Annotated in this window: 23 protein-coding genes; 4 read left to right on the top strand and 19 right to left on the bottom strand. The window is 28.8% G+C overall.

Going from position 1 to position 26626, the window contains the following annotated elements; genetic code table 11:
• Nucleotides 1-330: 330 nt before the first annotated feature.
• On the bottom strand, nucleotides 331-672 hold the full coding sequence (locus IR151_RS12535; RefSeq protein WP_255621603.1) for a hypothetical protein: 342 nt from the start codon (nucleotides 670-672) through the stop codon (nucleotides 331-333).
• 243 nt (nucleotides 673-915) lie between these two features.
• Between IR151_RS12535 and IR151_RS12540 the strand changes: the two genes are divergently transcribed.
• Together IR151_RS12540 and IR151_RS12545 are read left to right on the top strand one after the other, a co-directional pair.
• On the top strand, nucleotides 916-2127 hold the full coding sequence (locus IR151_RS12540; protein WP_227434857.1) for an ROK family transcriptional regulator: 1212 nt from the start codon (nucleotides 916-918) through the stop codon (nucleotides 2125-2127).
• A 99-nt stretch (nucleotides 2128-2226) separates the two neighbouring features.
• Complete coding sequence (locus IR151_RS12545; RefSeq protein WP_227434858.1) at nucleotides 2227-2742, top strand: ferritin; 516 nt, start codon at nucleotides 2227-2229, stop codon at nucleotides 2740-2742.
• A gap of 133 nt (nucleotides 2743-2875) precedes the next feature.
• Here the strand turns inward: IR151_RS12545 and IR151_RS12550 are convergent, their stop codons facing one another.
• The 7 genes from IR151_RS12550 to IR151_RS12580 form a co-directional block, all read right to left on the bottom strand.
• On the bottom strand, nucleotides 2876-4975 hold the full coding sequence (locus tag IR151_RS12550) for an acetate--CoA ligase family protein (RefSeq protein WP_227434860.1): 2100 nt from the start codon (nucleotides 4973-4975) through the stop codon (nucleotides 2876-2878).
• Nucleotides 4976-5099: 124 nt separating this feature from the next.
• On the bottom strand, nucleotides 5100-5639 hold the full coding sequence (locus tag IR151_RS12555; protein ID WP_227434861.1) for a 2-oxoacid:acceptor oxidoreductase family protein: 540 nt from the start codon (nucleotides 5637-5639) through the stop codon (nucleotides 5100-5102).
• 2 nt (nucleotides 5640-5641) lie between these two features.
• Complete coding sequence (locus IR151_RS12560) at nucleotides 5642-6382, bottom strand: thiamine pyrophosphate-dependent enzyme (protein WP_227434863.1); 741 nt, start codon at nucleotides 6380-6382, stop codon at nucleotides 5642-5644.
• Between the two features lies 1 nt (nucleotide 6383).
• A complete protein-coding gene (vorB, locus tag IR151_RS12565; RefSeq protein ID WP_227434866.1) occupies nucleotides 6384-7433 on the bottom strand; it encodes a 3-methyl-2-oxobutanoate dehydrogenase subunit VorB in 1050 nt (349 codons plus the stop codon).
• A 16-nt stretch (nucleotides 7434-7449) separates the two neighbouring features.
• Nucleotides 7450-7668, bottom strand: a complete 219-nt coding sequence (locus tag IR151_RS12570) for an indolepyruvate ferredoxin oxidoreductase subunit alpha (protein WP_227434869.1) — start codon at nucleotides 7666-7668, stop codon at nucleotides 7450-7452.
• A gap of 32 nt (nucleotides 7669-7700) precedes the next feature.
• The gene (hisC, locus tag IR151_RS12575) at nucleotides 7701-8804 is read right to left on the bottom strand and encodes a histidinol-phosphate transaminase (protein WP_227434871.1); all 1104 of its coding nucleotides are present in this window, start codon (nucleotides 8802-8804) and stop codon (nucleotides 7701-7703) included.
• Between the two features lie 99 nt (nucleotides 8805-8903).
• Nucleotides 8904-10334 carry an MFS transporter gene (locus IR151_RS12580; protein WP_227434873.1) on the bottom strand — a complete coding sequence of 477 codons (1431 nt, stop codon included), beginning with the start codon at nucleotides 10332-10334 and terminating at the stop codon, nucleotides 8904-8906.
• Between the two features lie 674 nt (nucleotides 10335-11008).
• Between IR151_RS12580 and IR151_RS12585 the strand changes: the two genes are divergently transcribed.
• Together IR151_RS12585 and IR151_RS12590 are read left to right on the top strand one after the other, a co-directional pair.
• The gene (locus tag IR151_RS12585) at nucleotides 11009-12373 is read left to right on the top strand and encodes a sodium:solute symporter family protein (protein ID WP_227434874.1); all 1365 of its coding nucleotides are present in this window, start codon (nucleotides 11009-11011) and stop codon (nucleotides 12371-12373) included.
• Nucleotides 12374-12396: 23 nt separating this feature from the next.
• Nucleotides 12397-13050 (top strand): TetR/AcrR family transcriptional regulator, encoded by a 654-nt coding sequence (locus IR151_RS12590; protein ID WP_227434875.1) that lies wholly within the window; start codon nucleotides 12397-12399, stop codon nucleotides 13048-13050.
• A 120-nt stretch (nucleotides 13051-13170) separates the two neighbouring features.
• Here the strand turns inward: IR151_RS12590 and IR151_RS12595 are convergent, their stop codons facing one another.
• From IR151_RS12595 to aroD, 11 genes are all read right to left on the bottom strand, one after another.
• Complete coding sequence (locus IR151_RS12595; protein ID WP_227434876.1) at nucleotides 13171-13953, bottom strand: alpha/beta hydrolase; 783 nt, start codon at nucleotides 13951-13953, stop codon at nucleotides 13171-13173.
• A gap of 98 nt (nucleotides 13954-14051) precedes the next feature.
• Complete coding sequence (locus tag IR151_RS12600; protein WP_227434877.1) at nucleotides 14052-15218, bottom strand: AI-2E family transporter; 1167 nt, start codon at nucleotides 15216-15218, stop codon at nucleotides 14052-14054.
• Between the two features lie 146 nt (nucleotides 15219-15364).
• Complete coding sequence (locus IR151_RS12605; protein ID WP_227434878.1) at nucleotides 15365-16729, bottom strand: aldehyde dehydrogenase; 1365 nt, start codon at nucleotides 16727-16729, stop codon at nucleotides 15365-15367.
• A gap of 207 nt (nucleotides 16730-16936) precedes the next feature.
• Nucleotides 16937-17476: a flavodoxin domain-containing protein gene (locus IR151_RS12610; RefSeq protein WP_227434879.1), complete on the bottom strand. Its 540-nt coding sequence runs from the start codon at nucleotides 17474-17476 to the stop codon at nucleotides 16937-16939.
• 232 nt (nucleotides 17477-17708) lie between these two features.
• Nucleotides 17709-18980, bottom strand: a complete 1272-nt coding sequence (hflX, locus tag IR151_RS12615; RefSeq protein WP_413926913.1) for a GTPase HflX — start codon at nucleotides 18978-18980, stop codon at nucleotides 17709-17711.
• Between the two features lie 654 nt (nucleotides 18981-19634).
• Nucleotides 19635-21467, bottom strand: a complete 1833-nt coding sequence (locus IR151_RS12620; protein WP_227434881.1) for an ABC transporter ATP-binding protein — start codon at nucleotides 21465-21467, stop codon at nucleotides 19635-19637.
• Nucleotides 21460-23706, bottom strand: a complete 2247-nt coding sequence (locus IR151_RS12625; protein ID WP_227434882.1) for an ABC transporter ATP-binding protein — start codon at nucleotides 23704-23706, stop codon at nucleotides 21460-21462. Before IR151_RS12625 ends, IR151_RS12620 begins: the two co-directional genes overlap by 8 nt.
• A gap of 67 nt (nucleotides 23707-23773) precedes the next feature.
• Nucleotides 23774-24235, bottom strand: coding sequence for a MarR family winged helix-turn-helix transcriptional regulator (locus tag IR151_RS12630; protein WP_227434883.1), 462 nt, complete (start codon nucleotides 24233-24235; stop codon nucleotides 23774-23776).
• Between the two features lie 304 nt (nucleotides 24236-24539).
• Complete coding sequence (locus tag IR151_RS12635) at nucleotides 24540-25106, bottom strand: beta-class carbonic anhydrase (protein ID WP_227434884.1); 567 nt, start codon at nucleotides 25104-25106, stop codon at nucleotides 24540-24542.
• A gap of 353 nt (nucleotides 25107-25459) precedes the next feature.
• On the bottom strand, nucleotides 25460-25537 hold the full coding sequence (locus IR151_RS20490; RefSeq protein WP_227434955.1) for a GTP-binding protein: 78 nt from the start codon (nucleotides 25535-25537) through the stop codon (nucleotides 25460-25462).
• A 20-nt stretch (nucleotides 25538-25557) separates the two neighbouring features.
• Nucleotides 25558-26325 carry a type I 3-dehydroquinate dehydratase gene (aroD, locus tag IR151_RS12645; protein WP_227434885.1) on the bottom strand — a complete coding sequence of 256 codons (768 nt, stop codon included), beginning with the start codon at nucleotides 26323-26325 and terminating at the stop codon, nucleotides 25558-25560.
• Nucleotides 26326-26626 lie beyond the last annotated feature (301 nt).

Here is a 26626-nt window from a genome sequence, read left to right on the forward strand (position 1 = left end):
TTCACTGCTTCTTTCTTTAATGTTCGGTTTTGCTCTTGAAACCCTTATTATTGTATTTGTAACTACATGTGCAGGAACAATTGTAATAAATTTAAGCAGAAATATTATAGTAACAAGTGTAGTAGGTATGACTAATCCTTCATCATGATATTAAAATAGAAAATTTTAGATATGAAAAAGTTAAGAAAGGGCACAAAAATATAGCATTTAAGTGGATGACTATTATTCTAATTGATTATATAAAATGACTTTCCCATTTTAGAAATAGGAATAATTATTTTTTCAAAATAACCTAAAAAATAAGCTTCTAATAACTTAAAAATCTGGAATCTAACTTCTTCTATTAATCTCGTCTGTTATTAATGATTTAGAAATATACATTGCTTTTATTATATTTCTAAATCGTTTGTAATTAGTAGTACCCTCTGCAAATTTTGACTGTGCTTTTTCACATTTGCCTATACTTGAAGATACGGGTCGTAGTGCTTCTATTAATTCTTCTTTTGTATATTTATCAATTATATTTTCATCTGTTATTAATGATTTTGAAATATACATTGCTTTTATCCTATTCTTAAGGAGTGAATATTGAGAAGTCCCTTCCATAAACTTTAGTTGTGCTTTTTCACATCTTACGATAACTGAAGATACAACTCTTAGTGTTTGTATCAATTCTTCTTTTGTATATTTATCTATAGTATTTCACCTCAAATTCTAATTTATTATTGTATACCTTAACTTACTTTAATATTTTTTCATCCTATTATAGCATATTTTTAGTGCTATTCTAATATATAATGTGATATATTCTAATTAATGGTATTTTCGAACTTAATCAAATGTTATTCTATTATAAGGTCATAGTATATATATGAAAATACATAAAAATACTTAACTTTTTTAAGGAGATCTACGATGAGCAACAAACAAGGTTCTAACATAAAAGATGTAAAAATTAAAAATAAGTTAATAATACTGAAACTACTTTCTACAAATACTCCTATGTCTAGAGTTGATTTAGCTAAATCTACAGGTCTTACTAAAATGACTTTATCAAACCTAGTCACTGAACTTATTAATGAAAATATGATTAGAGAGATAGAATCATCAACTTTAAATGCACATTCATCAGGTCGTAAACCTATTTTATTAGATATTTCTAATATCTCTCCTTGTGTTTGTGGCATTTTGATAAGAAGAAATATTTGTAAGGTAATCATTGCAGATTTAAAAGGTAATATTGTCAAACAACTTTTTGAGACTTACCCTAAATATCTGTCAAATGACGTTTTAAAAGATATAATAAAACGAATGTTTTCTAAAATAATGAAAAATAACAAAAGAGATATAATTGGAATTGGGATTTCTTCAATAGGTCCTGTAGATAATATAAATGGTATAATATTAAATCCTCCAGACTTTGGAAACGTATCAAACCTAAACATAGTAAATTTTATAGGAGAAATATCTGATTTACCTATATTTTTGATAAATGATGCTAATGCAGGTGCTTTGGCTGAAAAAATGTATGGTCTAGGTAAAGATATTCCAAATTATATATATCTACATATAATGAATGGAATTGGAGCTGGTTTAGTATTAGAAAATAAACTTCACACTGGTAATTTAGGGCAAAGTGGTGAAATAGGGCATACATCTATTAATTTTAGTGGTCCAGTATGCAGTTGTGGCAATAATGGATGTCTAGACTATTATACAAGTGTGAGTAAGTTAATTAAAAGAATTGAATCGTTAAGTCATATTTATCCAGATTCTCCACTAATTAATTGTAAAGATTTTTCTCTAGTCAAGTTAATAGATGAAGCCAATAACAAGGACAATCTAGGTATGTTTTTACTTGATGAATTTTGTACATATATATCATATGCATTAGTAAATACACTTACCTTAATTGATTGTAGTTCTATAATAATAGGTTATGACTTTAATATTCCTGGTACATTTATAGAAAATACATTATTAAAGAAATTGACTGCTTCAGCAAGTTTTTCTAAATATAAAAAAATAAATGTAAGGCATTCAAATTTTGGAGCAAATGCACCACTAATTGGTTCTGTAGCCATAGTAAGCTATAATTTTTTTAATGGTAGTATAAGTTTTGATTAAATATGTAAAATATTAAAATATTTAATCACTTTTGTTGAATATTTTTCCATTTAATATTATTATATCTTATAAGAGCGTTTAAAATTTGGAGGTATAAAAATGATTTCAGCTAAAATGGAAAAATTACTTAATGAACAGATTAACCATGAATTATATTCTGCATATCTTTACCTTTCTATGTCTTCTTACCTTGAAGCAGAAGGACTTAAAGGATTTTCTAATTGGTTTTATGTTCAATATAAAGAAGAAACAGACCATGCTATGTATTTCTACAAATACTTACATAATGTAGGAGGAAATGTTCAGCTTGATGCTATACCAATGCCAGATGCAGATTTCACTTCTGCAATGGATGTTCTTGAGCGTACATTAGCTCATGAACAAAAAGTTACTGCTTTAATAAACAATCTAGCTGCTGTAGCAAACTCTGAAGCAGACTTTAGAACTTCTCAATTCTTACTTTGGTTTATATCTGAACAAGCAGAAGAAGAGACAACTTGCGAAGACAATATAAAACGTGTTAAACTTGCTGGAGAAGGTGGGTTATTCTTTGTAGACCAAGAATTGGCTACTCGTACATATTCAGTACCAACAAATCCACCTGTAACAATATAAAAATATTACCATTAAAATTTTTAGTATAATAGATAAGGTGTATTAAATGTGGGGTGACTGAAAATCACAATCTATAAATTAGTGTGATTTTCAGTCAGTATTTTAATTATGGTTGAATACCAAAACTTGTTAACTATTTATATTTAACTATTAAGGCGTCTACTGCACATACACCTTTTCCTTTAGGATATACGAACACAGGATTTAAATCTATTTCCTTAACCTCATCCTTGTTTTCATAAGCATATTTACCTAATTTAACCATCATATCCGCAAGAGCATCAACATCACAAGGTTCACTACCTCTGTATCCATTTAAAAGCTTAAATGATTTCAACTTCTTAAGCATCATTATAGCTTCATCATGATTTATAGGCAAAGGATATAAAGTAGTATCTTTAAATACTTCTACAAATACTCCACCTAAACCAACCAATAACATTGGTCCAAACTGGTCATCATTAGTTATACCAATAATTATTTCTATTCCACTTTCAACCATTTCTTGAACCAATATACCATCAATCTTGGCATTTGGCTTTGCTTCTTTTACGTTAGTTAAAATCTCATTATATGCGTTTACTGCCTCTTCTCTATTATTAATTCCTACTTTGACTCCTCCAACATCAGACTTGTGTAATATCTCTGAAGAGTTTATTTTTAGGACAACAGGATAGTTTATATAATTTAAAATTTCATCCAATTCATCAATACTTTTTGCAATACCTTGACCTGGCACTGGTACTCCATATTTCTTCATTTCAATTTTACTGTCTAATTCCGATAAAGCTACTACATTATTTGAGTTTCTTTTCTTAACAGCTTCAAATTCTAAAGTTCTCTTTGAATAATCATAATCTACAAATTTAGCCATTTTATTGAAACAAGTAAATGTAGTCCCAACTGATGACATTATAGGTACTTGGCTGTTTTCTAACCTAGCCCTATAATTCAGATATCTATTTCCTTCAAGTGTAGGAACTGCAAATACAGGTTTCTTTAATCCCTGCTCTCTAGCTTCGCTTACAGCTTGACAAAGAGTCTCATGCATTTCATTTTCTTCATCTCTTATATTTGCACCTATCATAGTAAATCCAACACTATCATCTTTATCAAATGTGTGTAATAATCCTACTATCATATCTTTTTCATGGAATAGTGCAGTCGTAGCATCCAATGGATTTTTAGGTGTTGCAAATCCTGGAAGATATTTTTTCATCTCTTCTTTAGTTTCAGCAGATATTTCTGCAAGTTCTACGCAATTTTCTTCTGCTAAATCTGCACAAATAGTATTTTCTCCGCCTGAGAAGTTTATTGCTGCAAAATTAGAATTTTTAGGTAAATTACCCTCTAAGACACTAAAAGCCTGAGCTAAACTCATAAATTGTTCTAAATTCTCTACAGAAATTACTCCATACTTTTCAAAAATACTTTCAAAAGCTTTACTTGAACCAGCTAAGTTTCCTGTATGGGAAGCAGCTGATATAGCTCCTTTTTCTGACCTTCCTGACTTCAAGATTATTACTGGTTTTCTTTTTTGAGCTGCTTTTTTTAGTGCATTTATAAATTTTTGAGGATTTTTTAGTCCCTCAAGATAAATAGCTATTACTGATGCATAATTATCATCTACAAGAAAGTCTACTGCATCTTCTAGTGTAACTATATTTCCATTTCCTGTTGAAAAACCATAAGATATATTAAAATAATCACTTGAAACAATTTCTGCAGTTATAAATCCACTTTGCCCTACAATTCCTATCCCTGGTTTTTTAGTATCCAAATCCCACTTAGAACCACCAGCCCATAGATTAACTTTATCTATACAGTTTAGTAATCCCATACAGTTTGGACCTAATATTTTCATATCATATGTATTAGATATTTCTATAAGTTGATTTTCTAAATCTACTCCATCTTCTGTTCCTTCTTCTGCAAATCCACTAGCATATACCACTGCCGCCTTTGTTCCTAATTCTCCAGAATCCTTTAATACAGATGGAACTACATTTCTAGGTGTGCATACTACCACACAGTCTACAACTTCTGGAACTTCTTGTATTGTCTTATAACATTTTCTGTCAAATAACTCTTCTCTTTTTGGATTTACATAATATACTCTATCTGTATCTTTACTTTTTACTATGCTAAGTGCAGCACTTCTACCAAAACCAAGTTTATCAGTAACTCCTACTATAGCAATACTCTTTGGTCTAATAAGTTTTTCCAAACTCATAAATTCACTCTCCTATATGTTTATAGTTGTGATTTTAAGTGAATTCCATCTCAAGATAAAGCTTCTCTTGGCACTTAAAATCTGCTAAATCTTGAGATGAATCACTTAAGATAAGGGTAATTTATTAAATGGCGTTATTATAGCCTTCCATGAATGCTGCTTCATTTTGAACATTAAATTTGCCTTTTCCTTTTTCCTCAAAGAAATCACACATAGTTTTTATAGCTAATTCTTTCTCAAATAATCCTGTTTTTGCAATCAATGCTCCAAGAACTACTACATTTGCGGCTTTTGGATTGTTTGCCTTTTGAGCTAATTCCTGACAATTTATTTTAACTACATTTACATCTTCTCTTAATACTATATTTTCATCTATCGTAGACGTATTAATAACTACTGTTCCTCCTTCTTTTACTAAATTTATATAATCTAAGGATGGCTTATTCATTGCTACTAAAACATCTATTTCTTCCATATCAGGTCCACCTATACTCTCATCAGAAAACTTAACCACACTGTATGCTTTTCCACCTCTCATAGTTGGACCATATGCTGGCATCCAAGTAACTTGTTTTCCTAATTCAAGTGCTGATTCAGCCACAATTAAACCTAAAGTTAAGACTCCTTGACCACCAAATCCTGCAAATACTAACTCTTTTTCCATAACTATTCACCATCCCTTTGCTTAAATTCGCCAAGAGTATAATATGGCACTATTTCTTCTTCAATCCACTGGATAGATTTTTCTAATGATACACCCCAGTTAGTTGGGCAAGGTGCTAATATTTCAACCAATGAATATCCCTCTCCATTCAATTGAGCTTCTATAGCATTTTTTATATATTTTTTTAGATTAATTATTTCTTTTGGACTATGAACTGAACCTCTTGCTACATAGGCTACATCAAAGTAATTTGCCACCATTTCAGGAACTTTTAATGGACTACCAGTAGTTTTTATATCTCTTCCATTTACACTTGTTGTTGTAACTTGACCTGGCATAGTAGTCCATGACATTTGACCACCAGTCATTGCAAAGTTATTGTTATTTATTACAAACACAGTTATATTATGATTTCTATATGCAGTATTTAATGTTTCAGAAAGACCTATAACATATGCATCTCCATCACCTTGATAAGTCATAACTAACATATCTGGTCGTGCTACTTTTACTCCTATAGCTGTAGATGAAGCTCTACCATGTGCAGTTTGCATCTTATCTCCATTCCAGCTAAAATTCATATTACAAACACAGCCAACGCCTAAAGTTAATACATGATTTTTTTCATATCCATTTTCTTCTATCACTTCTGCTATTATACGGTTTACTATTCCATGACCACAACCTGGGCAAAATTTATTTGGTATTGAAACAATGCTAGGTGTTAATCTATCTGTAGCCATATTAGAACACCTCCTTAATTTCGCCAGATTTTATTTTGCTGTAAGTGTCCATTACTTGTAATGTTTTTGGTATATGATTTCCACTAAATAATCCATAAACAGGTACATTTTCTTTGCATATTTTCTTTGAAGCTAATGCAACATCCTCTACTAACTGCCCTGTATCAGTTGACTCTACTGAGATAAATCCTTTTACATCTTTATTTACCTTTTCAAATGCTTTATATGGGAAAGGCCACACTGTTATTGGTCTTATTATTCCAACCTTTTCGCCTTGTTCTCTAAGTCTTCTAACCGCATTCATAGTTGTTCTTGATGGTATCCCGAACGCTACAAACACATATTCTGCATCTTCAACTTGATAATCTTCCCATTGTTGTTCATTTTCAGTTATTCTCATACGCTTTTCCATACAAAAAGCTGGTTTTTGGTTATCTGGAACTTTTGCATGGTCTCTATTGCTTCCATCATAAGTCCAACCTAAGTCTTCTTCTCTTTTCTTAAATTCAGGAAACTCTACTGGTTCCATCATTTGACCTAAAGCTGCTTCTGTCAAAATTTCAACAGGCACTCTATATTTCTCCGCTACATCAAATGAGTTATACATTAAATCTACAGTTTCTTGAATACTATTTGGTGCATAAACTATTAGATGATAATCTCCATTTCCTCCCCCTCTAGTGTCTCTTAGGTAGTCTGTTTGTGCTGAATCTAGTGAACCAAGACCAGGTCCCCATCTTTGCACATTTACAATTACACAAGGATAATGATTTGCACATAAATATGAGATTCCTTCTTGTTTTAAAGATATTCCTGGTCCTGAAGAACTTGTCATAGACCTCATTCCACTTGCATATGCTCCATATACCATATATATAGCAGCCATTTCATTTTCAGATTGTATAAAAGTTCTTCCAAGTTCAGACATTCTATGTGATAAAAATTCCATTACCTCTGTTTGTGGTGTGATTGGATATCCTGCATAAAACTCACAACCACCTCTTAGAGCTGCTTCTGCAATGGCGTGATTCCCCTTCCACATTTTTTTCATATTCTCCCAACTCCTTTTAAGCCTCTTGACATGCTTCTTCTTTAATTATTTCAAATACATTGTCTGGACATACTTGATAGCAGATTCCACAAAGTATGCATTTGCTTTCATCGACTTCTACATGAGTATATCCTTCTGTGTTTATATTATCGGATATTTTTAATGCTCCTTTTTTACAAGATATAACGCAGTATTCACAGCTTTTACATCTCTCTGCGTTTATTTTTAAACTCATAGTTACACCCCATTTCGTAATATTTCTATCTATTAGCCAATACTTGGCTCTTCCTTAAGATTTAATATTTCTTTTAAAACTGCTACAAATTTCTTGTTTTCTTCCATAGTTCCAATACTTACACGTGCATGTGTAGCATTTGGTCTTATTACAAAACCTTTTTGTTTTAAGTCTTCAAATAGCTTAGGTATATCTGTTTTCATATCTACATAAAGGAAGTTTGATTGTGAATCTACAACATCAAATCCCATTTTTGTGAACTCGTCTTTGAAATAATCCATTCCAACTCTATTTAACTCATATGTCTCCTTTATAAATTCATCATCATCAAGTGCTGCTGTTGCTCCACTTATCGCAACACGATTAGCAGAGAAAGGTTCTTTTACGGTAAATAAAGTTCTTATTATCTCATCTTTAGCAATACCATACCCTACTCTAAGTCCTGCAAGACCATATATTTTAGAGAAAGTTCTTGTCACTATAACATTGTAATTTTCTCTTACATATTTAAGCCCATCCACATAATTAGGTACTGTTAAAAATTCTATATATGCTTCATCTAATATAGTTATAATATTTTCAGGGACTTTCTTTAAAAATTCTTCCAATTCTTTATCATCTACAATTGTTCCTGTTGGATTATTAGGATTACATACACATATTAACTTTGTTTTATCTGTAATCTTATCTAATATACCTTGTAAATCATACTTATAATCCTCTGTTAAAGGTACCTCTACTGGTATTCCTTCATTTTTAACAGTTGCTGTTCTATAAGACGGGAATGTTGGGTCACAGTATATAACTTCATCCCCTCTATTTATAAAAGCTTCACCTATTAGCGTGATAACGTTATCTGCTCCATTAGCAACAATGAAATTTTCTGCTTTTAGATTCAATTTTTCAGCTAATTTTCTTCTAAGTTCATTAGCTTCTGGCTCTGGATAAAGTTGACCTTGTTTTAACATTTCAATCATAGCTTCCATTGCTTTTGGTGATGGTCCTAGAGGATTTTCATTTGAAGCTAGTTTTATTATTTCTTTTACACCATATTTTTCTTTTACTTTTTCTATTGGTTCACCTGGAACATATTGATGTAATTCTTTTACTGTATTTCTCAATAATTTTTCTATCATTTTTAAAAGCCCCCTCTGTATATGTATTTTCATTTATATAAACGCTATTGCGTCTACTTACTCTCACAACTAAACTAAGTCATTTACTCAAATTTTTTATTAAGCGTTTCTTTGATTTAATTCTTCTCTTATTTGATTTAATTTTTTATCACTTACTGGATATAAGATTGCTATAACAACAGCTATTATTAAAGGTATTGCCATAGAGTAAGAAATCATATTTATAAAACCTGTTTTAACTGCTGCTGTAACTACCATATCAGCTTGATATCCCATTGAATTCATTAAAATTGTTCTTATAGTAGTCGCAAGTAATACACCTACTTGTATTGCAACTGGATATAGTGACATACTTAAACCTGGTAAATCTTTTCCTGATTTCCAATGTCCATAATCACAAGAACCAGCAAAGAAGTTAAGATTTATTATTGATACTACATTTGAGAAACCTCCACCAATTGCCAATAACATAGTTACACCTAAAGTTGTTCTCCCCCAAGGAGTCCATGCAACTAACAAGTGACATAATGCACATATAGAGAAAGAAATTATTGAAGCTAATTTTTGTTCTTTACAAATTCTTATAAATACTGGTGCGAAAAACATAAAGCCTACACTTACCAAAGGCATTATTGCTAAAAATACTGCTAATCCACGTTCATCTTCTATTACATACTTAAAGTAATAAGGAGCTAAAGGTCCTAGCCCTATAGATCTTATGCATATAAGAAACTCTAAACAGAATGCCATCATAAGTGGTACATTAGTAAATAAAGCTTTTAGCATTTCACTTGCTTTAATTTTTGGTTTTTCTTCTTTTTGAAGTACTTCAGCTTCTGCTCCAGACTTTATTATCTCTGTTGAAGAAAACCAAAATACTAGAAGACATCCTACTGCAAAGAATAGATAAGTACCTAAATAACCCATTCCTTCTCCACCTAGTACATCTGCAAATAAAACTAATAATAACGGATATGAAAAACCTACTAAAAATTTTCCAACTTCTTTGAATATATTTGTAGTAGTCGAACCTATAACTCTGTCTCTAGGTGTTTTAGTAACCACAGGGTAAATAGCATAGATTATAGTGAAAACTACTTGCTGAGCACAAGATGCTATTAACAATAATGCTGTCATTAAAGGTAAAAGTAATGTTGGACTTATTTTCATTAATGGAACTATGAAAAATACTCCATATGTTAGTGCTAATGCTGCTGGTGTATATCTAAGCCAAGGATAATATTTTCCTTTTTTAAATGGTTGTTTGTCAAATACAGTCCCTGTTATTGGAGCCACAGCCATCTTTATGAAAGATTGTATTATTTGCATACCACCTGCCATAATTACCCCAAGCTTTGCTACATCAGTTAAAAATATGTTTGTTACTGTTGATACAAAGTAGCCTATAAAATTATATGCCAAATTTATAGAACCTGAGTAAGTGTATACTGCTCTCTTTTTAGGGTCTCTCATATCATCTCTAAAGTTTGATATAAGGTTTCCTTTTGGTTTGCTTTCTTGACTACTCACATCTACCCCTCCTTAATATAATTTATTCTTTATTTATTTTTATTCACGTATAATAATTTGAATTTCAAATCCATCTCTACACTTTCTATAATTCGAATCAAATTTTTATATGTGTATAATTTTAATTTAATTATATTCTTAAAATTCATAATTGTCAAACACTTTTTGGTTTTATTTTTTCATTACTCAAATGAACCAAAAAGGCATTTATACTTAATTTAAATCGTTATTTTTATTAATATATCCATATAAAGTGTCACCAAAGCATACATTCCAAATTATTTTATCAAAATTTTACTTATTTTAAATTATTATAAATTTATTCAAGAATAATTTTTATCTTCTTTTTATATACTACAATCAGATATTAAAAATATTTTTTCGCCCTTTAAATTCCTTTTATTTTTATACATGTACTATTGATTTTAAAATAAAAGCATGTTACAATTACAAAAAAGAATATATCAAGTAAACGTTTATTATAATCTTTAATTTCAGAATTTTCAATTTTCTTATTTTATCTAACTTTTACATAACATAATATGTTAAATTATTGTAGCTACACTAATCCAAAGCCAGTTAAAGTCAATATTGTCTTACTTTTATATAAAATATATTTTATAAATATATTTTATAAATTTTATTTAAAAAATATTATATAAGGAGAAAAAATTATGTTACTTTTAATTGCTACATGTGCAGTGTACATATGGATTGGCTTTTATTTTTCTAAAAAAGTTAAAACAGCATCCGATTTCCTAATTGCGGGTAGAAATCTTCCTTTACCCATACTTGCCGCAACTATTGCTGCTACGTCTTTTGGAGGAGGATGTTTGGTTGGTGGAGTTCAATGGGGAGCTGAAAGAGGACTATGGGTTGGTATGTACTCTACTATAGGTGCGGCTTTAGCTTGTTTTGTAAATGCGTTTTTTGCAGGAAAATTAAGAAGCTTATCATGTGATATAACACCTGCTGACTATATTGAAACTAGATATGGTCATAGTATATTCTTAAGAGCTTATCAATGTCTTGTAACACCAATATCAATATTAGCTATTATGGGCAGTCAACTAATATCTTTTGGTTCTGTATCTACTGCATTTGGTATCCCTTATGATATAGCTGTAATTGTAGGAGTCATAGTAATCATTATATATACTTATGCATCAGGAATGCGGGGAGTTGCAGTATCAGCATTTATTCAACTTGCTATTTGTGTAGTATTTTTGCCAATAGTAGCTTATATAAGCTTAAAATTAGTTGGCGACAATCCTTTACTTATGTTACAATCAATGGTAAAAGAACCATTCTTCCCAGGAAATAAGTCGCTTAGTGATTTTATGTATACAGTTTTACCATTGGTTTTAGGCTCAATATTTTCTTATGAAAGTTTTTTGAGATACCAATGTGCTGATAATGCTAAAAATGCAGTTAAAAGCAGTGTTATTGCAGGATTTATACTATTATTTCTTGCTTTCCCTATAGGCATAATTGGAGCTATTGGTGGTAGTTTATTTCCAAACATATCATCTGTTCAGGTTTTACCTCAAATGATATCAACAACTCTACCTCCTTTAGTTTCTGTATTATTCTTAGCTGCTATATTAGCTGCCATAATGTCCACTGCTGACTCATTAATGACCTCAATGAGTGCCATAATATCGAGAGATATTTATAATAAATTATTACATCCTAATATAGAGTTTAATGATTTAAAAAATACTCTTAAATACTCTCAAATCGCCTCAGCTTTAACAGCTATAATAGGAGCAATTATAGCACTCAAGTTTGACAGTTTATTAGAACTATTATTTTGGCCAGCACCATTATGTACAGGTGTGATATTTGCACCATTTGTCATTGGTCTTTCCTGGAAAGGTGCTACAAAAAAAGGAGCTATCTGTGCTGTCATAGTAAGTGCAATATTAGCATTTTTAAATATGATTGGCCTCCTTACTGTCTTTGACAGAATTTTAGTACCTATAATAGGTGGTTCGGTTACGATATTTATAGTTAGTAAATTTTCAAAAAAAGATTGAAAAGAAAGGTATACACAGTAAATATGTCAAAATCAGAAAAAGGTAAGGAAACAAAAGCTAGTATTATAAGTGCTGCTAGAGAATTATTTTTTGAACAAGGTTATCACAAGACAACCACTAGGCAAATTGCAGAAAGAGCCAATATAAATTTAGGCTTAATAAGTTATTATTTCTCAAGTAAAAGTGAAATAGGAGCTATAATATATGAAGATATAAGGGATGAAATGCAATCTTTAATCTATAATTATCATGAAGAAGGTACAATGATGATGTTCTTTCTTGCTATGAATGCTGACCTTTGTTTTCTTTTAAAAAATGAAGCGTATAGAAACTTTTATTTGGATATAGCTTATGAGGAAGCTATTTTAAGCTATCAACGAAGTGTAACTGAAATGGTCATGAAAAGATATGTTAATGAAAAAGAATCTATAGAACATGACGAATTGATACTTTCCTGTATTGGTATACTCGCTATGAAACCTGAGATAATTAGGGTCTATACTTCACATAAATATGATATATCTTATCAATCTGTAATAAAATATTTTACAAAACAGTTTCTAATTAACCTTGGTCACAGCACTGATTTATGCGAAGATATTTTAGAAGAATTGAGTAAATACTATATAGATATAGTTGATAATTTTACGCCAATAATAACTCGCATAAGAACTTAATAAAATTTTATTGAACTTTTAGAGACTGAAATTTTGAAATCATAATTGTATTTTAATATTTCAGTCTTTATTACGTTTAAAAATACTTTATAATATTTTGCTCTAATGACAATAAAATGCTTATCCAATTGCATCTATAAATTTCTTTATCCATAAATCCCATAGACGCCATTCATGACCACCAACACACTCTTCATATACAATATCAACATCTAAAGATTCTGCATATTTTTTAAAGGTTTGATTATTCTTATATAAAAAATCCCTATCACCACAAAATTGATAAATTTTAGGAATATCTTTATTACTCTCTTTAAGATTCTTAAGTATGTAAAGTAAATCATTCTCACTATTTCTAGCATCTTCTGGTTTCCCAAAGTCATGGAATAGAATATCAGCATTTGTTTCTATTTGCTGATTTTCCAACTCATGAATCATATCAGGTGAACCAGAAAAACTTGCTACTGCTGAAAATTCATTTGGTTTTGAAAGTGCTAATTTTAAAGCGCCATACCCTCCCATAGACATTCCAGCTACAAAATTATCTTCTCTCTTATCTGATAAAGGAAATATAGCTCTAACAAATCTAGGTAACTCTTCACTTACAAAGGTGAAATATTTATGTCCATATAACATATCTGTGTAAAAACTAGTTTCTACCCTTGGTATTACTAAAGCTATATTTTTGCTTTTGGCATAATGTTCTACATTAGTGTATCTAATCCATGAACTTTGGTCATCTTCTAGCCCATGAAATAAGTACAATGTTTTAAACTTACCTTCAAAGTCATATATCTCTTTGCCAGTAAATAGTTCTTTTCCATTTGCTATAGGTAAAACTACGATTATATCAGTCTCTCCTCCTGTATATTTTGATTTAAATTTACATTCTATAAATGCCACAAAAAACACCTCTTTTATAATGAATTTATTATCTAAAAAACACCAAGATTTTAATTGTCTCAGTGCTTTAAATATTTTATTAATTTATATATTTTTAACTACATATAATCAGAAGTATCTGTTGGTAATCCTTTTTTATCTAATTTACCCTCAATAATATCTTTAATTATAGAATAAATTACTGCAAATAGAGGAACTCCTATTACCATTCCAACAAAGCCTAATAATTTACCTGCAACCAACAATGAGAATAAAATCCAAAATGCAGATATCCCAATTGAGTCTCCAAGTATTTTAGGCCCTATAATATTTCCATCTATTTGTTGTATTATTAATATAATTAACAATAACCATAGTGCTTGTATTGGAGAAACAAACATTACTATTATTGTAGATGGTATTGCTCCAAACAGTGGTCCAAAGAATGGAATAATATTTGTAATACCAATTATTACTGATATTAATAATGTATATGGCATTTTTACCACTGTAAGTATTACAAATGTTAAAATACCTATAATAAATGAATCTAGTATCTTACCACCTAAAAATCTACCAAATGTATAGTTACTTCTGTGAGTTAATTCTAGAATTTTAGCAGCTTGTGTTTCTGTAAAAAGTGCATAAGTTATTTTTTTACTTAATCCATAGAATTTTTCTTTATCAATTAGCAAATATACTGAAACAATCAATCCTAGTACAATATTCCATATACTAGAAGCTATATCCTTCAACATATTTCCTAATATTGGTATTAAATCTGTTACAAATTTTATAATGTATGTGACAAATTCATTCCATTTATCTACTGCTAAATTAAAGTATTGTTCATCAAGATTTAAATCAGTCATTAATTTATCAAGAAGCTTAGTTGCGTTGTTTACATACATAGGTATATCATTTGCTAATCCAACAATACTCTCAATTACTTGAGGTAATACAAATTGCATAAATAAGTAAAGTATCAATGCAGCTGTTGCATATGTTAATAAAAGACCCAATCCTCTTTTTGATTTTTGTTTTAGGTTTTTTAATTTTTCACTTTTGATAAAAAGTCTTTCTTCATAAAATTTCAAAATAAAATTCAGAAGATATGCAATAGCAAACCCTATTATAAATGGCTGTAATGTTGTAAACATAATATCTAAATTGTTAGAGAATACATCAATTTGTGATGATATAAGATAGAATATAATACTACAAGCAGATATTATAAACGTATAAATTGCTATTGTCGTGTACTTTGTATTCCAATTAATTTTCATTTTTTCCTCCTTATTTCTATATAATTAAATTTTATCACAAAATTACTACTTTTATAACAAATATGCCAAATTAAAATTTTTAATTTGATAAAATATAATCAAAATATATATTTTTAATTTGATTTGTATTTTTTCTACAATATAGTTTACATCATTTTTTTAAGAATTTTAATTAATTTATCATTATATGGTGCATATCTAATAGGAATATCTAAATTTAATTTTTTCAATACACTTTTGTAATGCGTAAATGTATCAAATCCTGCTTTACCATGATATGAACCCATACCACTTTCACCAATACCTCCAAATGGTAAGTAGTTGGTAGCTATATGGATAATTGTATCATTTACACAACACCCTCCTGCTGGAATCATTTCTAAAACTTTATTTTCCAAATACTTATCTTTTGTAAATATATAAAGAGCTAGTGGATTTGGTCTTTGTATAATTTCTTGCAAAATTTCGTCTAAGTTTTTGTATGTCAAAACAGGGAATACTGGTCCAAATATTTCCTCCTTCATTATATCATCATCCCAACTAGCATCATCTATTATAGTTGGCTCTATTTTTAATGTATGGTTATTATAATTACCACCATATACTACCTTTTCCATATCAATAAGGGATATTATACGCTTAAAATGCTTTTCATTTATAATTTTAGGAAATTGCTCATTATCACATGGATTCTCTCCAAAATACTGTTCAATATAATATTTTATTTTCTCTATTAACTCATCTTTTTTATTCTCATGTACTAAAATATAATCTGGTGCTACACAAGTTTGTCCTGCATTTATTAGTTTTCCCCATGTCAATCTTTTTGCAGCAAGATTTATATCTGCATCTTCTAGTATAATACAAGGACTTTTTCCTCCTAGTTCCAAAGTTATAGGAGTTAAATACTTTGATGCTGCTTTCATAATTACTTTACCTACCGCAGTGCTTCCTGTAAAAAATATATAATCGAATTTTTCTAAAAGTACTTTTTCGCTTTCTTCTTGGTCACCTTGAACTACTGCAATATATTCTTTTGAAAATATACTTTCAAGTATGTCTTTGATTATATGTGAAGTTGATACAGAGTACTCAGAAAGTTTTATTATTGCACAATTGCCTGCTGCTAATGACCAAACCAATGGTATAAGAGCTAGTTGAAATGGATAATTCCAAGGTGACATTATAAGTGTAACACCATAAGGTTGAGGAACAACCTTAGATATAGATGGAAAATTGACCATACTTGAACGAACTCTTTTTGTTTTGCTCCATTTTTTTATATTTTTTATAGCAAAATTCAACTCACTATATAAAATACCTACTTCTGTCATAAATCCTTCAAAATTTGATTTATTTAAATCCTGTTTTAATGCCACAAGTATTTTATCTTCATTTTTTAATATAACTGACTTTAGCTTTTTTAACTGCTCTAAACGAAATGATACATCTCTTGTTTTACCTGTATTATAGTATTCCCTTTGCATCATTACTATCTTATTTATATCCACTATTTAAACCCCCCTCTTTAAGAATTAGACTACTCTATTTTTAAAACAAATTGTTTAAATTTCTATTAATATAATTTTTATACAATAATAAATTCATATCAATATAACATAAATTTACAAATAAAAAAAGCCCCCCTTTTAGATACAGGAGAACTAATAAAAAAATTGTATTTTTAAGAATTAATTACTCTATAAATTACAATATAGTTATAAGCTTGTGTTTTGAAGTTTATCCACATAATCAAGTATAGGATTTAGATACTTTTTATCACACCAATCAAAATCTTCTCCTAATAATAAAGGAGCTTCTATTGGATTAAAACCTTGACGTTGTTTTTTAGCTATTGACTTTTTAAGAAAACTACAAAGAGTGGTATCAAGCCATGACATTTTTGTTTCATTCCATTCGCCACGGCAGTAAAAACAAGGAATATTATTCAACTTATCCTTAAAATTAACTTCTCTCAGTTTTCTTATTACTGAATCATCATATGGAGATGCTCCTACACCAAAAACAACTAGATTTTTACCTGCTAATTTCTCATAGTGCTTTTTAAAAAAAGAAATTCCTGCTATATTACAAGCATAAAGACCTCCACCTAAAATAATTGTATCGTAATCTATAATCTTTTCTAGATTAACATCCTTAATTTCAAAAATATCACAAGCTAATGATTCTGAAAGCCATTTAGCATATTTTTTTGTTGAACCATACTTACTTTTATAAATTATCACTATATTTTTCATGTTAATTATCTCCTTAATCTTGATAATAACTATAATTAGTAACTAGTTACTTTATATTATAGTAATTAATTACTTTTGTGTCAATAATCTTATTTTTTATCATATATAATGAAGCGGTATAGCTTAGATAACTATACCGCTTTATACAAATTATAATTTATAATAATTTTACAACTTAACTCCAAACTAACTACTTTAAATAAATTCTAGATTACAATACCTTTTAAAAAGTTTATTCTAAAACATACTTTTTATACTTGTTATATTCTATATTACTACATTCTACATCTAAAAGAGTTCCCTCTTCCATATATTCTGTATTTATGACACTTGTATTATTATTAAAATAAGAAGCTACATTTCCTTCACTGTATGGAATCAAAAGCTTACATCTTATATAATCTTTAAATATGCTATCACAAATGCATTTTACCATTTTGTCTATATTTATATTTTTTTTGGCTGAAACAAATATACCTTCCTTGCCTATATCATCTACAATATCATTTAATAATTCTTCATCAACTAAATCAATTTTATTGTAAATATTTATTATAGGGATATCATTTGCGCCAATTTGATTTAAAGTATCTACTGTTACTTTAATATGATTTTTATAGCTTGGATTTGAAACGTCAATAACATGTAATAACACATCTGCTTCGCACACTTCTTCTAATGTCGACCTAAATGCTTTTACTAAATCATGTGGTAGATTACTTACAAATCCAACTGTATCAGACAATAAAAATTCTTTATTATCTTGAAGAACTATGCTTCTAATAGAAGTTTCTAATGTCGCAAATAACATGTTTTTTTCAAATACTTTCTTTTCTTCAGAGTTTTTAAATATATCAACTAATTCATTCATTATTGAAGATTTTCCGGCATTTGTATATCCAACTAAAGCTACATTTGGAAGATTAGATTTTTTTCTCATATTTCTTTGAGTTTCTCGTTGGAATTTTAAATCATCTAATTCCCTATTTAGAGAAGTTATCTTTTCTTCTATTCTTCTACGGTCGAGCTCTAATTTCTTTTCACCAGAACCTCTATTTTTAGTACCTACTCCTCCACTTTGACGCCCTAAATTTTCATTTGAGCCTATAAGTCTTGGTAACATATATCTTAAACTTGCTACTTCCACTTGAAGCTTGGCTTCTCTAGTTTTTGCCCTTTGTGCAAATATATCAAGTATCAATGCTGTTCTATCTATAATTTCACAGTTTAATTTTTCTTCAAGGTTTTTAAGTTGTGATGTAGAAAGCTCATTATAAAACACAACTATATCTGCTTTTTCTTGTTTTATTATATTTAATAATTCTTCAACTTTACCTATACCAATATAATATGCTCTATTAACCTGCTTTGCATTTTGAGTTATACTTCCTACAACATCAATATTGCATGCAGAGCATAAGTTTTCAAGTTCAATCATTAGTTCGTTGAAATCCTCAGATTTACTATTTATGTTTAGTCCTACTATTATTCCTTTTTTTGCCATATCCATATTCTCCTTATATACTATTTTTTATTTAATATATAGCACGAGATTATGGCTCTATAATTAAATTCATTAAGAATTTGCTTGTTTAATTTTATTCTTAAATGATACTTCTAATTTAATATTATAATAACCATAATCGTGCGTTATTTTCTTAATCTTATATAAAAAATCACTTTAAAACACCTCTCCTCAATTATATTATGTAGTTTTTTCAATAAAAAAACTCCTTATAAATCTAAGTAATACAAAACAATCTACTTACATTATAAGAAGGATTAAAATTCTAAATATATATTAAAAATATGTCAATTTAATTGACTCATATGTGATTATTATATTATATTTAACCCAATTCTTAAATTTAAGTAGTTTTTTACACAACTAATAAAAGTAACTAAAGTAGATAACTTTACATAATTGTTAACTATTAAAATTAAATTTTATTATTAATAAAATTTAAAGAATACGATTAAATATACATTTTGATAATCACCTCCAACATTTTCCTTATTATATATTATAACAAAATACATAACTTTGTAAATACATAAAAAAATAGATAAGATTATATCTTACAAAATATAATCTTATCTACATAGTTTATTCTATATTTCTCTTACAACGATACTCATATTTTAAAGTAAATTCTTACTACATTGCTTCATCTTCTTCAAATTGAGAATTGTAAAGATTAGCATAGAATCCACCTTTCTTTAGAAGTTCCTCATGGTTTCCTTGTTCAACTATATCTCCTTCATTCATAACAAGAATCATGTCAGCATCACGTATAGTTGATAATCTATGTGCTATAACAAAGCTTGTTCTACCTTCCATAAGATTATCCATAGCTTTTTGAATTAATACTTCTGTTCTAGTATCAACAGAACTTGTAGCTTCATCCAATATTAAGATTTTAGGGTCTGCTAAAATGGCACGAGCTATAGTCAATAATTGTTTTTGACCTTGAGAAACATTGCTTGCTTCTTCATTTAATTTCATGTTGTATCCATCTGGCAATGTTTTGATAAATCTATGAACATGTGCAGATTTAGCTGCTTCTATAACTTCTTCATCTGTAGCATTTAGTTTACCATATCTTATATTTTCCATAATTGAGCCACTAAATAACCATGTATCTTGAAGAACCATACCAAACATTTCTCTAAGCTCACTACGATTGAAATCTTTAATATTATGACCATCAATTAGTATTGAACCACTATTAACATCATAAAATCTCATTAAAAGCTTAACTATAGTAGTTTTACCTGCTCCTGTAGGTCCAACAATAGCAACTTTTTGACCAGGTTTAACATTTACTGAGAAATCATTTATTATAGTCTTATTTGAATTATATCCAAAATTAACATTTTCAAAATCAATCTTACCTTCTAAACCATCTATTGAAACTGCATTTTCAACAACTTGGTCTTCTTCTTCCTCTTCTAAAAACTCAAATACTCTTTCAGAAGCTGCTGCTGTTGACTGTAGTAAGTTAGCAACCTGTGCAATCTGAGTCATTGGTTGTGTAAAGTTTCTTACATATTGTATAAATGACTGTATATCTCCAACCTCAATTGTTTTCTTAATTGCAAGCCAACCTCCTAAGATTGATACCATTACATATCCTAAGTTTCCAATAAACATCATAAGTGGTTGCATTATCCCAGACAAAAATTGAGATTTCCATGCTGAATTATACAAACTATCATTTAATTTATCAAATTCATTAATTGCTTCTTCTTCACGATTAAATGCTTTTACTATTGTTTGACCACTATAAGTTTCCTCAACTTGACCATTTACATTCCCTAAATATTCTTGTTGGGATCTAAAGTATTTTTGTGATTTCTTTACTATTCTTGAAATTACAAACATTGATATTGGTAATATTAAAATTGCCACTAATGTCATAATACCACTTATAGATAACATCATTATCAAAACACCTATCATAGTTGTTACTGATGTTATAAGTTGTGTCATACTTTGATTTAAACTTTGGTTTAGAGTATCTATATCATTTGTAATTCTTGATAGTATTTCACCATGTGTTTTAGTGTCAAAATACTTCATTGGCAATCTATCCAATTTTACTGAAATCTCTTGTCTTAAATTATAAGATACTTTTTGAGAAATTCCACTCATTATGAATCCTTGTATAAAAGAGAATAGTGCACTTACCAAGTAAAGGCAAAGTAATAATGCTAAAATTTTTCCAATTGCGTCAAAATCTATACCTACATTGCCTCCAGAGACTTTGCTCACTAATCCTTCAAATATCTTTGTAGTCGCCTTACCTAAAATTTTTGGACCTACTATAGAAAACGATGCACTACCAATAGCAAATACAATTACCAAAATTATTGATATTTTAAATTTAGATAAGTATGCAATTAGTTTTCGCATGGTTCCTTTAAAGTCATTTGCTTTTTGTCCTGCTCCTATAGATTTTCCCATAGGACCTTTTCCCATTCTACTCATTAGCTAGCTCCTCCTTTGAAAGTTGTGATAAAGCTATTTGCTCATAAACTTCGCAATTTTTTAGAAGCTCTTTATGTGTTCCTATTCCAACTATTTTTCCTTCATTTAAAACAACTATTTGTTCTGCATGCAAGATGGTACTAATTCTTTGTGCAACTATTAATACTGTACTTTCAGCAGTTTTTGATTTTAAAGCTTTACGAAGAGCTGCATCAGTTTTTAAGTCAAGAGCCGAAAAACTATCATCAAATATATAAACTTCTGGATTTTTTGCTATTGCTCTTGCAATAGAAAGTCTTTGTTTTTGACCTCCAGAGACATTTGTTCCACCTTGAGAAATTTCAGTTTTAAAAGCTTCTGGTTTAGAATCAATGAATTCTGTAGCTTGAGCTATTTCAGCTGCAGCTCTCATTTCTTCATCTGTTGCGTCTTTTCTGCCATATTTCAAGTTGGATTCTATGGTACCAGAGAACAATATTCCTTTTTGAGGTACATATCCAATTTTTTCTCTTAAATCATGTTGAGCAACATCTTTTATATTAACTCCACCAAGTAATATTTCTCCCTCAGTAACATCAAAGAAACGAGGAATTAAATTTATAAGAGTCGACTTACCACTACCAGTACTTCCTATAAATGCAGTTGTTTCTCCTGGTTTTGCTGTAAAGGATATATCTGTCAATATAGCTTCTTCTGCATCTGGATACATGAATGAAACATTTTTAAATTCAACAAGACCTTTTTTATCTTCTTTAAATTCTTGTACTTTTGATTTTTCTGGGTCTTTGATACTTATATCTGATACCAACACTTCATCTATACGTGTAGCTGAAACAGATGCTCTTGGAAGCATAATAGATATCATTGATATCATCAAGAATGACATTATTATCTGCATTGTATATTGTATAAATGCCATCATATCTCCAACTTGCATTGCTCCAGAATCAACACTATATGCACCTCTCCAAACTATAAGAACTGTAATAAGGTTCATTATAAGCATCATAGCAGGCATCATACATGTCATAACTCTATTTACAAAAAGATTTGTTTTAGTTAAATTTTTATTTGCTTCATCGAATCTTTTTTCTTCATGTTTTTCAGTACTAAAAGCTCTTATAACTGGAATACCTGTAATTATCTCACGGCTTACTAAGTTTAACTTATCGACAAGCTTTTGAACCAATTTAAACTTAGGCATAACAACTGAGAATAATACAATTATTAAAGATAAAATGGCTACTACTGCAACTGCTATAATCCAAGCCATTGAAGTATTAGTATTTAAAACTTTTATTATTCCACCTATAGCCATTATTGGAGCATAAAAAACTATTCTAAGTAGCATAACCATCAACATTTGTATCTGTTGAATATCATTTGTACTACGAGTGATTAATGATGCTGTAGAAAACTCATTCATTTCACTATTTGAAAATGACATAACTTTTCTAAAAACTCCACTTCTTAAATTTCTTCCTACGCTTGCTGCTACTCTTGCTGCTAAAAATCCAACTGTAATTGTAGCTATCATACTAATCATAGCTATACCAAGCATTTTTGCACCAGTAAGTAATATATAATTATTTTGCATATTTTCTGTATCAATACCTATGTTTTCATATTCTGCTTTTACATATGATACTGAACTTTGTGTTATCATACTTTCTGGCATACTTTCAAAGCTTTTGCTCATCTCTTTAGTTAATTTGTCTAATTGTTCTGTTGGCATCATTGATAACACTTTAAATATATCAACTTCTTCACCTTGAGTCCCTTGTGTAGGAAGTTGACTCATTATCTGAGATTTCATTGCTTTTACTTCCTTACTGTCCCCCTCAAGCCCTGATACAATTAAAATAGATTTACCAAAAATAGTATTTAACTCATCTATAGTATCCTTGTTTTTAGTATTTAACTCATAAAGAGATTCGTCTCTTAAATTTGGATACTTCTCTTTATACTTGCTGTAATCTTCCTTATTCAATAAAGTATAATTGTCTAATATTTTATCCTTATTATCTTTATCCATAAACAAAGTAATCTTATCTAATTCACTTTTTCTAATTATAGATGGAACAGAGTTTTCTACTCCACCTTGCTGTATCCCTATATTTACTATATTAGATGTATATTTTGGTAAAGAAAGGTCACATACTGCTTGAACTACCAATAAGCATACTATTATTACTATTGATAAGGCTGACTTCTTTAAATATTTAATTAATTTAAACATACACTTCTTCCCTTCTGTAATATTAATTAGTCTGATAGCATTAAATTGAAAAACATTGTTTTAAACTTTAGAAATATTTTTCATGCTCATGTTTATGACATCCTGCTTTTAAATTGTCTCTAACTTGCATTAGAAGTCTTCTAAGTACTATTTTTTCTTCTTCACTAAATCCTAAAAAGATTTCTCTTTCTAATTCTTTGTTAAATTCCTCAACTTTCTTACATACTTCTAGGCCTTTATCTGTTAAAAAAATTCTAGAAATTCTTTGGTCCTTTTCATCTTGTTTTCTTTCTACAAGCCCAGTTTTTTCCATTCTTTTTATCATAACTGTCGTTGTAGATGCTTTTACTTTTCTTTTATCTGCTAATTCTTTTTGACTTTGACCATTTTTCATCCTAAGAGAAAAAAGTATTTGTGGCTGACCCTGGTACAAGCCTAATTTATCAAAATAAAAATGAGTTCTTATAAAATATATTCGCATCAATTGCAAGAAAACATCATTTAATTTTTCTTCAGAATTGCTATTCATACTTACCCTCCTTATTTTTATATTACTTAGTCGGCTAATGATTATTTTACTATAACAGCTATCTTTTTTCAATATATTTATAAAAAATTCATATAAATTTCATTTATTAAATATTTTTCTATTGATTAGTTATGATTTTAATAGCTAATAATAAGTTTTTTAATTAGCTAACTACTTATATTTTTCATTGAAACCTTAAGATAAACCTTTTCATAAATTTATCAATTAAAAAAGGTTGTCTCAAAATAAATTTTGAAACAACCTCTTATTTAATAATATATTACTTATATACTATAACAATATATTATTTATCCTCATATCCATTTACAACAACATCTATTTTTCCAGTTTCCGGCGATATAATCAACCCATGCACAACAATTCCCTCTGGAATTAAAGGATGATTTTTTATTAAATTAATACTATCTTTTACAGAATCCTCTGCTGAATCAAATCCATGTAACCATTGTTTTGTATCAATTCCTGCACTACGAAGTGTAAGTATTACATCATTTGATATTCCTCTATCTAAGATTTTATTTAGTAATTTATCCGTATCCACATTGCACATACCACATCCATGATGTCCTACAACCATAACTTCATCCACATCAAATTCATAAATTGCAACTAAAATACTTCTCATAATACTTCCAAATGGATGCATTATAGTAGCACCTGCATTTTTTATCAGTTTAACATCTCCATTTTTAAGATTCATGGCTTTAGGTAAAAGTTCAGTTAATCTTGTATCCATACATGATAGGACTACTATTTTTTTATTTGGATGTTTTGAGGTTGCATACTGTTCATATTCTTTATTTTTTACAAATGATTTATTGTACTCTAATATCTCTTCAAGTCTTCGCATATGTAATCTCACTCTCTATAAAAATTTTTTATATTATTATATCACTATTGGACTACAATATATACATATATAATTTAATTTATATTTATCATCTATTTTTATAAAATTATTATTTTTCCATAATTTCACATATTAGTTATATTAGTAAAGACTCTTATAATAATCTTTTAATAATCAAAATTAGAATTATATATTTTTGTTATTTAATTAAATAATTCTTTTAAAACTTTATTACCTAAATTTAATCCTATTATAGCTACTTTTCCATCCTTAACTCCGCTATATTTAAAAACATTAGTTTTGCCAGAAGAATAGCTAAATTCTAAATATACATCAGATGAATTTACAAAACCTTATGCCTTTAATATTTTTTTAATGAGTGTAGTTTTTCCTACTCCTAAAAAACCTGAAACAACATCAACCTTTATCATATATACTCAAGTCTTTTAAACTAATTAATACTTTTATGTAATATACGTAGTATTGAATTTAGTTCTTCAACTGACATTTGACCTGGTGCAGAAACCTTTTTAACTGCTCCAAAAGTCAATGCTGAGCCAAATATTTCCCCACACAAACGACTTATAACTCCCATTCCTGCCATAGACATAGTTATTATTGGTCTATCTGCATAAACTTGAACCATTTCATTTGTAGCTGTAAGTAACACCAGAACATCTCTTTCATTTTTTGGCATAACAGCTATTTTAGGTAAGTCTGCTCCTAGTTTTTGCATTTTGCATAAACGAGATATAATCTCTTCTTTTTTGGGAGTTTTATTAAAATCATGATTCGACATGACTACTTTCACTTCTTTTTCATGAGCAAACTCGACTATTTCATTTACAATTTCATCTCCCATAAATAGCTCTACATCTATTAAGTCTATTAATCCTGTATTAGAGATTTCCTTATTTAAAATAGTATAATAATCTTTTGATATTAATTTTTGTCCACCTTCTTTTATACTTCTAAATGTAAATAATAGAGGTGTATCTGGTATATATTTTCTTAATTCATTAATAACTTCTTTAACTTGTTGAATATTTTCTACATTCTCAAAGAAATCAACACGCCATTCTACAACATCCAAACAAATTTCCTTTAAGTCATTAACTTCTTCAATAATTTCTTCTTTAGTTTTTCCAACTATTGGTACACAGATTTTAGGTATACCTTCTCCTATTCTAATATTTTTTACTTGTACTATATTATTCATATTTCTCCTCCACACATATAGAAGTTTTATCAGATTTTATATTCTTTACATCACAATATTATTATATCGTAAAAATACTATAAGTCATAACAATACTAATTCTACAGTAGTACTTCAACTTCATTTTATATACTTACATTTAATTTTTTTACACTCTTTCTTGTAATTTCATTATATTACTTAATTATTATTAATAAAATACATATTATTCTTAATATTGATAGAATTAATCTATGAATTATGGTATAATATGGTATAATTTTGTAGAAATAACCCGAATTTTATTTCTTATGAAGGGATT

The organism is Clostridioides sp. ES-S-0006-03, assembly GCF_020662275.1.
Taxonomy (GTDB): domain Bacteria; phylum Bacillota; class Clostridia; order Peptostreptococcales; family Peptostreptococcaceae; genus Clostridioides.